Origin of the sequence: Pedobacter sp. UBA5917 (assembly GCF_002432345.1) — a bacterium.
Classification (GTDB): domain Bacteria; phylum Bacteroidota; class Bacteroidia; order Sphingobacteriales; family Sphingobacteriaceae; genus Pedobacter.
On the sequence record NZ_DJDT01000258.1, the window covers coordinates 1 to 9,995 of the forward strand.

General features: G+C 40.6%; 5 protein-coding genes. All 5 read left to right on the top strand.

Annotation, left to right across the window (positions count from 1 at the left end):
- A partial coding sequence (locus tag B2V92_RS17135) for an alpha-L-fucosidase (protein ID WP_293310384.1) occupies window positions 1–1,260 on the top strand: 1,260 nt, incomplete at its 5' end.
- A gap of 178 nt (window positions 1,261–1,438) precedes the next feature.
- Window positions 1,439–3,502 (top strand): glycoside hydrolase family 2 protein, encoded by a 2,064-nt coding sequence (locus B2V92_RS17140; protein WP_293310386.1) that lies wholly within the window; start codon window positions 1,439–1,441, stop codon window positions 3,500–3,502.
- Between the two features lie 702 nt (window positions 3,503–4,204).
- Window positions 4,205–5,548 carry a histidine-type phosphatase gene (locus B2V92_RS17145; protein ID WP_293310388.1) on the top strand — a complete coding sequence of 448 codons (1,344 nt, stop codon included), beginning with the start codon at window positions 4,205–4,207 and terminating at the stop codon, window positions 5,546–5,548.
- 120 nt (window positions 5,549–5,668) lie between these two features.
- A complete protein-coding gene (locus B2V92_RS17150) occupies window positions 5,669–8,491 on the top strand; it encodes a TonB-dependent receptor (protein ID WP_293310390.1) in 2,823 nt (940 codons plus the stop codon).
- Between the two features lie 4 nt (window positions 8,492–8,495).
- Window positions 8,496–9,884, top strand: a complete 1,389-nt coding sequence (locus tag B2V92_RS17155; protein WP_293310392.1) for a hypothetical protein — start codon at window positions 8,496–8,498, stop codon at window positions 9,882–9,884.
- Window positions 9,885–9,995: the final 111 nt, after the last annotated feature.

Below are 9,995 nucleotides of genomic sequence, written 5' to 3' on the forward strand. Positions count from 1 at the left end.
GCTAGAGGCGGGGCAGCCGCTTCAGAATGGATCCGCTCGTGGGGCGGACCAACTGCTCCAAAAGATTGGACAAACACTTACGATAACCTGTATAAGCAGTTTAATCCGAAAAACTTCGATGCTAAACGTTGGGCCAAACAGGCAAAAGATATGGGCGCGAAGTATGTTATTTTTACCACTAAACATCACGATGGTTTTGCGCTCTGGCCCACAAAATACTCAGGTTATAATGTTTCGGCATCGCCTTATAAAAAAGATATCGTAAAACAGATCGTTGATGCCTACACTGCCGAAGGGATTGACGTATACCTTTATTTTTCCATTTTGGAGTGGAATAATCCAAATTATATGGGCAAAGCCCCAAAAACGGATGAAGAGAAAGCAAAGTTTGATGAATTTCTGCAATACATCCGCAACCAACTTTTAGAGCTACTCGATAATTACCCTAAAATTAAAGGTTTCTGGTTCGATGGTACCTGGGATGCCTCTTGGAAAAGCGCTTACGAATTTACCTACAACCTGGAGAAAGAACTCCGCGAAAAACATCCCGGTTTAATTATTGGATCGCGTTTCCGTAATGATGAGCATGGCTCGCGCCATTTTGATTCCAACGGAAATATCCTTGGCGATTATGAGCAGGGTTGGGAGCGAAAACTACCTGCCGAATTCGAATGGTTAAATGGTAACGATTGGGATGCGGTAATGACCATTCCACCAAATGGTTGGGGTTATATGAAAGATTGGTCGGGCATTTACACCAAAACCACTGATGATTTATTGGATATGTTAATGCATTCAGTATCAATGAACGGCAATTTTGTATTGAATTTTGGTCCGGACGGTAATGGGAATATGCATCCTGAAGAAGATAAGCTGGCAAAAGAGATTGGCGAATGGGTAAAACAGAATGCCGAAGCGGTGTATGGCGTGCGCCATGCTGCATTAACACCTTCAAAATTAGGTTATTTTACGCAAAAGGATGATAACCTGTATTTAACCGTATTCAACAGGCCTGTAAATGGCATTGTACGCATTGCAGTTCCAAAAAATGCCACACAGGTTCCTGGAAACGCTTCTTTATTACTCAATAAGAGAGATTTATCCTTAAAACAGTCTGATATTGGGCTTGATCTTGATAAAAATACTTATTACGATGTAACGCTGCCTAAAGATTTTCAACCGGACAGGGCATTTGTGATCAAAATGAAACTGGTTGCACCTAAAGCAAAATCAGCGAAACTGATGGATGCAAAGATGTAAGATAGTCCTCGTTTGCAACGAGGATTAGCGAGGTCTGCATTTGTAATGCAGGGTGAGCATTAGTTTAGCGGCGATAAAATCGCCATTCTCTTGCATCCTCGTTACAACGAGGACGATGGATTATAAAAAACAATTAAAACAAGCAGAGGTAAAACAAACCTCAATTTTATATAGCAGAATGAAGATAGATAGCTCCAGATTTAGAAAATCACTTTTAATTGCCCTGTTTGCCTTTACGGTTGGCCTTGCATCGGCCCAACAACAGGCCAGGATCACTTTGCCTTTTAATGCCGATTGGTCGTTCAAAAAAACAAAAGATAGTGCAACCACAAAATGGGAAAAAGTTACCCTTCCGCACACCTGGAATGCGGTTGATATGCAAACGACCAAAAACTTTTATGAAGGCGAAGGCATTTACAAAAAGGATTTTGTGTTTGGTAACGATTATAAAGATAAACGCCTATTCCTGAAATTTGAAGGTGTAGGTCAAACCGCCGAGGTTTATGTAAACAATAAACTGGTGGGCAAACACAAAGGAGCGTACAGCGCTTTCTGTGTCGATATTAGTTATGCAGTGGTTATTGGTAAAAGCAATACCGTTATAGTTAAGGCCAATAATACAGCAAAAAGGGATATTATTCCTGTAAACCATTTCCTTTTTGGGATTTATGGAGGTATTTATCGCCCGGTTGAACTCATTGCCACAAATAAATTCAATATCACCACTACCGATTATGCCTCGCCGGGAATTTATATTTCTCAGAAAAATGTTTCCGAAAAATCGGCCGACATTGCAGTAGAAGTGAAAGTTGAAAACAAATTGGCTGCCGCAACCGATGTATCGATCAAAACCACCATTTACGATAAGGCTGGCAAAGATGTGGCGCAGCAAACCGAAAATTATAATGTTAATACCCAGGGCAGGCAAGCTTATGTTCAGCAGCTGGTAGTTCAAAATCCAACACTTTGGGATGGTTTCAATAATCCATATCTCTACAAAGTAACAACGCAGATCATTAAAGATAACCAGGTAATTGATGAAGTTTCGCAGCCATTGGGTATCCGTAAGTTCGAACTGGTAGCCGGAAAGGGCATGATGCTTAACGGCAAACGTTATAATATGTATGGTGTTTCCAGACATCAGGATAGGTGGCAATATGGTAGTGCATTAAGCAATGCGCAGCATAAAGAAGATCTCGATCTGATTAAAGAAATGGGCGCAACCACTATCCGTTTGGCCCACTATCAGCAATCCGAATACCTTTATTCAGCCTGCGACAGCATGGGGTTTATTATTTCAGCAGAAATCCCTTTTGTAAATACCTATACCGGCGAAGAGGGCGAAAACGCAAAACAGCAATTGATAGAACTGATCAAGCAGAATTACAACCACCCATCCATTTATTTATGGGGATTACATAACGAAGTGTATGGCAAAACACCTGCTGATTTCCCTGCGGTACTTAGCCGCGACTTAAACGATCTAGCCAAACAATTAGATCCCGATCGTTACACCATTACTGTAAGTGGTTACGGCGAAATGGACCGCCCAACTAACCTTAGCGCTGATGTACAGGGCATGAACCGTTATTATGGCTGGTATGAGGGTAAAATTGGGGCTTTGGATAAATGGGCAACAGACCTCGAAACGAAATATCCTAACAATAAGGTGGTGTTATCCGAATATGGTGCCGATGGCAATATTTTACATCAGCAGGAGCAGGCCGATTTAAAAGATACCTACAATTATACTTTGCCCGATTATCCGGAAACTTACGAAACGAAAACCCACGAAATACAGTGGCCTATTATTGCCAAACATCCTTATATACTGGCTTCTTATGTATGGAATATGTTCGATTTTGCTACGCCAATGTGGAACCGTGGCAGCATGCCTGCACGTAACATGAAAGGTTTGGTAACCTTCGACCGTAAAATCAGGAAAGATGCCTTTTATTGGTACAAGGCAAACTGGAGTAAAGAACCTGTACTGTATTTAACTGAAAGAAGAGCGAAAGTGCGCAAGCATCAAGATACACAGGTAACGGTTTATTCCAACATCGGCGCTCCAAAACTTTTGTTAAATGGAAAGAAAGTAAGTGCCGAACCTAAACTGGTTGATGGTAACGTGCTATATAAATTCGAAAATATTAGCCTGAAAAAAGGAAAAAATACAATTGAAACCATTGTGGTAAAAGATGGCAAAACCATTAAAGATAACATCAGTTGGGATTTCAATTAAAGATTTAAATGTAAATGCTATTTGATTTTGGTTTTTAGGATGTCCAAAATTTAGCTTAAGCTGCTATTGATCAGTTCGGTTAGCTGATCTGCAGCATTACATTTATTTGGTTAGTTAATGATTGCGTAGCGATGGATGTTGTTGCGCAATCTTAATTTTAAAAAAGTGGTGTCAAAATGCGATCGTCATCCTGAATTTATTTCAGGATCTATCGTGCTATAAAGCCCCAATTCCGTGATTCGTGTCTTAGCCTTCATGGTTCGTGTCTCCCACTTGAGTTAACTTCTCTTATAATTACATTGACGATGAAATCGTCAGGCTATTTATACGCTCGTTAGAAACGAGCGTAAGCGGGTTTCTGTAAAGACCCTGAAATAAATTCGGGGTGACGTATTGAAAAATATGCAACCAAACATCCGACTTTCGGACATCTTACCTCCAACTATTTTCCATCACCCATTTTACATTTTCCATGATAATTTAAGTCTCACATGCATTAGTTCTCTGTGTTTTCCGTGCCTCCGTGGCAATTTTTTTACCGCAAAGGGCGCGAAGTACGCAAAGCCGTGGAGCTACCTCATTTGTAACCAAACTTCGGACTTTCGGACATCCGACCTCCGACTATATTCCATCTTACATTTTCCGTCAAACATAATTCCTTAACTTAATCTTAATATTGGAAAGCTAAATTTGCGCTCAATTATGATGAGAAAAAAACTATTTTACCTGCTTTTACTGCTTCCATATTTTGCTTTTGCGCAAACGCCATCAACCGCATTGCTGGGAACAAAAACACTATATCTGCCCAAACAAACCAAACTTACACCTGTACCAAATGGCTATAAAGCGGTTTATATCAATTTTGTGGGCAGGCATGGTGCAAGGCATTTAACAAAAGATATTAAACTATCTTATGCCTATGCAACCATATCAAAAGCTGATAGTTTAAACGAACTCACACAATCCGGTAAAGATTTAAAACAGATCATCATCAACCTGGGTAAAGAAGAAGAAAATCATGTGGCTTCCATTTCCCAAAGTGGTGCAAATGAACTAAAGGGAATTGCCGAAAGAATGTTTGCCAACCAGAAAAATGTTTTTACCATTGACAATCAGGTGCTGGTTGCGACCACCAAAAAAGGAAGGACGAAAGAAAGTGCTGAAGCTTTTTTGGAAGGTTTGAAAATCAAATCTGCTCCTTTAACGCAGCGCGTTACCTTTAATTATGCCGATGATGACCACCTCCGTTTCTACGATTTTTCTAAAACCTACGATGAATTTAAAGAAAACGGTAACTGGATAGCTGCTTATCAAAAACTGGCCAGGGCCAAAAAACTGGATGATATTGCCAACCGTTTTGCTGTAAAATTCTTTAAAACTGCTTATCTGGCAAAGTTGAACCAGACCGATAAAATTAACTTTGTAGAAGATGTTTATGGATTTTATACCATTCTTAACGCCGTAACTGCCGAAATTAAAGCCGTTGGTTTAACCATAAAAGACCTTAATTTCAAAGCCTATTTTACTGCTGCCGATCTGGATGCATTAAATGCTTTAGGTAATGCCGAAGACTTTTTGAAGAAAGCCCCTGGCTTAAACAACAACGGCATACAGGTGCGGGTGGCAGCACCTTTGCTGGCCGATTTTATCAATACCACCGATATTTACCTGAAAATGAAACCGGTTGTTGCTGATCTGCGTTTTGCCCATGCCGAAACCATTGCGCCTTTTGCGGCTATAATGGGTATTCATGGAGCAGCGGAGGCCACCAATAACATTTTAACCTTCGAGCAGGTTTGGAAAGCTGAAAATGTAATCCCTTTTAGTGCCAACATCCAGTGGATTTTTTATTATAACCCATCGAACAGAAATTATCTGGTAAAATTTTTATTGAACGAAAAAGAAGTGGCCATTAACGGCTTAAGCACTAAAACCTTTCCGTATTACAGCTATTCAACAGTTAGGGAGCATTACATCAAAAAGCTGAAATCCTTGAATTTAGGCCTGCAGGATAATCCGCACGAGTATTTACTCAAGTTAAAGTAATCGTCATCAGGATGCAGATTCCTTAATAAAATCACTATAAATAATTAACATAAACTTAATCTGTTTAGGTGTTAGTGTTAAAGTTCGAAGAGTTCCTTTGCGGGTAAATAAAACCCCTGTATGAAGAAACTCTTACTTACACTTTTTAATGTGATTTTATGCCTCGTTGCACTTGCCCAGAACAATGGTACAGTGCGGGGTATTGTAACCGATAAAGATTCAAAAGAAACTTTAATAGGCGCAACGGTAACGCTTAAAAACGAAAAAAAGACCTTTAAAGTGGCCGTAAGCACCGGCCTTGATGGTAGTTATGTTTTTAAAAACGTTCCGGCCGGAAAATATGAGGTAGAAGCTAAATTCATAGCTTACAAAGACGAAGACAAAGATTTCGAGCTTAAAGCCGGAGAGCTAAAGATTATTTCACTTCAGATCGAAAGCAAATCGAGCAGTTTGGAAGAAGTTAAAGTTTCAGGCAAATCGGATGAAGGAAGTGATTACAAATCGCGTTCTATCGAGCGTAAGTCCGATCAGGTATTAAATGCTGTTTCGGCAAGAGCAATCGAAATTTCCCCTGATTTAACCATTGCCAACGTAACCCAAAGGGTTTCTGGCGTATCCATCGAAAGAAGTAACAACGGCGAAGGCCAGTATGCCATTATTCGTGGTATGGATAAACGCTACAACTACACTTTGGTTAACGGTGTAAAAATCCCAAGTCCGGATAACAAAAACCGTTATGTGCCATTGGATATTTTTCCGGCCGATATCGTAGATAGGATGGAGGTTTATAAATCATTAACCCCAAATCTGGAAGGCGATGCTATTGGTGGCGGAATTAACCTGGTTTTAAAGGATGCTCCAGATCGTTTAACCATCCGTGCCAATGCGGCTTTGGGTATGGCTGGTACTTTTATCGGTCCTAACGAATTTACGGCTTTTGACCACGGTGGAAGTGCAAAATCTTCACCACGTATTGCCAATGGCAACAGTTACTCGGCAACCATCGGCGATTTTTCTAACGGCCGTTTTAATTATAAAGGCAAGAACAACCCTGTTTCATCTATTTTTGGAGTAAGTGTTGGAGGGCGTTCGGCAAATAAGAAATTTGGTGCTTTGGCCGCCTTGAGCTATCAGAATACCTTTAAAGGAACAAGCACCATTTTTTACGATACCGATGTAGACCGTGCCACTAACGAACCTGCTTTAAAAAGTGTAATCAGCCGTAATTACAGCATTCAACAGGAGCGTACAGGAGTACATGCCAAGCTGGATTATAAATTTAACAAAGATCATAAAATAGATTTTTATGCCTCTTACATGAACCTTGCCCAGAATCAATTCCGTTTTCAGAGCGATACTACCTTAAATTTGGGTAGGGTTGGTGCAGGTACAGGCCGGGTAAGTAATACCTATAGAAGTAGCCGCATGGTGCAACAGATTTTTAGCACCAATTTACATGGTGAACACGAACTGGCCGATCACCTCGACATGAACTGGTCTTTGGTATATGCTAAAGCGGATGCAAACGAACCGGATAGGGCTTCATTGAACATCGTTACCGGACGTACGGCTGTACTGGACGGAAATGGCAACAAAATCGGGTCGACACAGAATCCCGCTCTTTTTAACTCAACCGGTGCGGCACAATCGCATGTTTGGGCAAAAAATGCCGACGAGGATAAAACAGCTTATTTAAACTTTATCTACAAACCAAAAATCGGCGATACCAAAGTTGAATTTAGTGTAGGCGGGATGTACCGTGATAAAACCAGAACCAGCAGTTACGACGATTACTCGTTGAAATTATCGGGTAGTACTACACAGGTTTACGATGGCGATATCAACAATAATACTTTTATGGTGCAAACCGTTGGTGGTTCGCCAAACGATCCGTTAAATTACAATTTCAAGGAAAAAATTGCTGCAGGTTATGCCCAGTTTAAATTTACCATTGGCAACTTACAGACCTTAGGTGGCTTACGTTACGAAAATACACAACAGGATTGGGAAACGGCAGCAAACATCAATCAGATTGTTGGAGCCGTAGGATCAAAAAAATATGCCGACCTGTTACCAAGCTTAAACTTTAAATATTTTTTAGGCGATAAACAGAATTTACGTTTATCTTATTATTCGGCAATCAGCCGTCCGGGCTTTTACGAACTCATCCCGCATACAGGTGGCGATCCTGACGCAGATTACCAGGAGCTTGGAAACCCGAACTTAAAGCGTATTACCTCTGATAACTACGATTTAAGATATGAGTTTTTCCCGAAACAGTTAGATCAGCTATTGGTAGGTGTATTCTATAAAAATATCAAAAATCCGATCGAATTTGCTTTGGTAAACCAGGCTACCAGTGTGTTTTATACTGCTGCAAACTTTGGTAATGCCTCTAACTATGGTTTTGAGATGGATTTTACCAAATACATCAGCAAAATTGGTTTCCGTGCCAACTATACTTTTACCGATTCTAAAATTACTACCACCAAAACGGTGTTATACAGAGATGCAGCAACCACTTCTTTAACACAGCGTACCGAAGAGCAAACCCGTCCGTTACAGGGCCAGTCTAAACACATCGGTAACTTATCATTATTGTTTAAAGATCCCGTTTCAGGCTTAGATGCGCAATTAGCGGCGGTTTACACAGGTCCGAGGATTTACACCGTATCACCTTATCTTGATAATGATATCTGGCAAAAAGGAACCATTACCCTGGATCTTTCGGCTGAAAAGAAAATATCGAAACATTTCTCTGCTTACATCAAGATCAACAACCTCTTAAATACACCGTCGGAACTGGAAATCAGAAGGCCTTATCAGGTAACTACTGCTACTGTTAATCAGGACGTGGCTAATCAGACAGTTGGAGAGAACGTTTTTATCCGTAAAGATGAGTACAAACAATTTTATTTATTGGGCTTACGCTATAAATTATAAGATCATGAAAAATATTTTAAAATCAGTATCCATTTTCGGATTGGTAATTTTACTGGCTTCATGTCATAAAGATGAAATTTTAACCCTTTCGGTTCCTGTTATCCAATCGGGATCTTTAATTACTTCCGAAAACCTTCCCGGTGGAAGTATCAAAGGCACCATGCAGGCCGGAAAAACCTATTATTTTGATAAAGATATTACCGTAAACGATGGCGATACCTTATTGATGCAAAACGGGGTTACTTTAATCGCCGTGGGTGATGGCACCAAAGATAAAGCACCTCAAATTACTGTTCATGGTACTTTTATCAGTTTGGGAACCAAAGAAAAACCGAATTTTATAACGGTACAAAATGCAGCAACTTATCATGCTGAAGCCAATACAGCAAAATACGACAATGTATTTAAAGGAAGTTGGGGTGGTATTTTGGCCAGCCCGGCACCGGTTACAGCAGCAAAGCCAACCCCAAAAGGTGGCGATGTAATTATTAAATGGACGCACATTGAATTTGCCGGGGCAGCATCATACGGTAATGATGCCGCTATTTATAAAGATGGTGATGCACGTTATGCCATTTATTTTGCCAATATCGAAAAGGATTTCATTCTGGAAGATAGCTGGGTTTTCGGTAGTGCCGACGATGGGATCAGAACCGTTGGCGGTAAAATCTCGATCATGAGGAATACCTTCGAACTTTGCGGTAAAGCAGGGGGGGAATGTTTTAATATGAAAAGTGGAACAGTTGGCGATTTAGGTTATAACATGCTTATCGGTTCGGCAACCAATGCACTTAAAGCATCCAACTCAGGTGGTACAACCATACAGTGTAATGTAAACATGTACAATAACACCATGACCAATTGTGGTTTCCGCCAAACCAAAACAGGCCGTGGTGGATCGATCAATTACGAACAGGGAGCAAGGGGTTTAATTTACAACAACCTCATTTCGAACTGCCGTTTTGGATTAAGGATGACTACCGATGCCGATCTGGTAAACATTAAATACAATAACCAATACTATTACGGAAGTACTCCGGGAATATTGGCGCAGTTTTTAGCTAGCGATGGTGTTGCAAAGGCACAATCGGCGGATATTAAAAGTACAACTGTTAAAGATAAAAATCCTTTGTTCTTCAGTTACAATCCCGATCAGTACGATTATGCTGCAAACCCTGGGCCGATAACGGCTTCGCTGATGCCGGCTTACATTACCACTGTTGGAACATCTAACTTTGGTTTACAGGCCAATTCGCCCGGACACAATAAAGCCAGAACAGATTTTACACCAATGGCCGTTGTAAAAACCACCGGAACATTTGGAGCCATTATTACCCCGCCGGGAAGCGATATCGGTGCTTACCAAACCGATGGAAGCGGAAACCAGCATTAATCCTTAAATAATAAAAATACCGCGCCGCGTGGTTCGTGTCCCCACGAACCACTTGCGAAAGCCTACTGGTCTTAGCGTCTCGCTAAGACCTTTTTTGTATTAAATCTTTTT

Excerpts from the sequence above, each read along its gene's own strand:
- B2V92_RS17140 (WP_293310386.1), top strand. The coding sequence starts at position 1,439 with ATGAAGATAGATAGCTCCAGATTTAGAAAATCACTTTTAATTGCCCTG.
- B2V92_RS17145 (WP_293310388.1), top strand. The coding sequence starts at position 4,205 with ATGATGAGAAAAAAACTATTTTACCTGCTTTTACTGCTTCCATATTTT.
- B2V92_RS17150 (WP_293310390.1), top strand. The coding sequence starts at position 5,669 with ATGAAGAAACTCTTACTTACACTTTTTAATGTGATTTTATGCCTCGTT.
- B2V92_RS17155 (WP_293310392.1), top strand. The coding sequence starts at position 8,496 with ATGAAAAATATTTTAAAATCAGTATCCATTTTCGGATTGGTAATTTTA.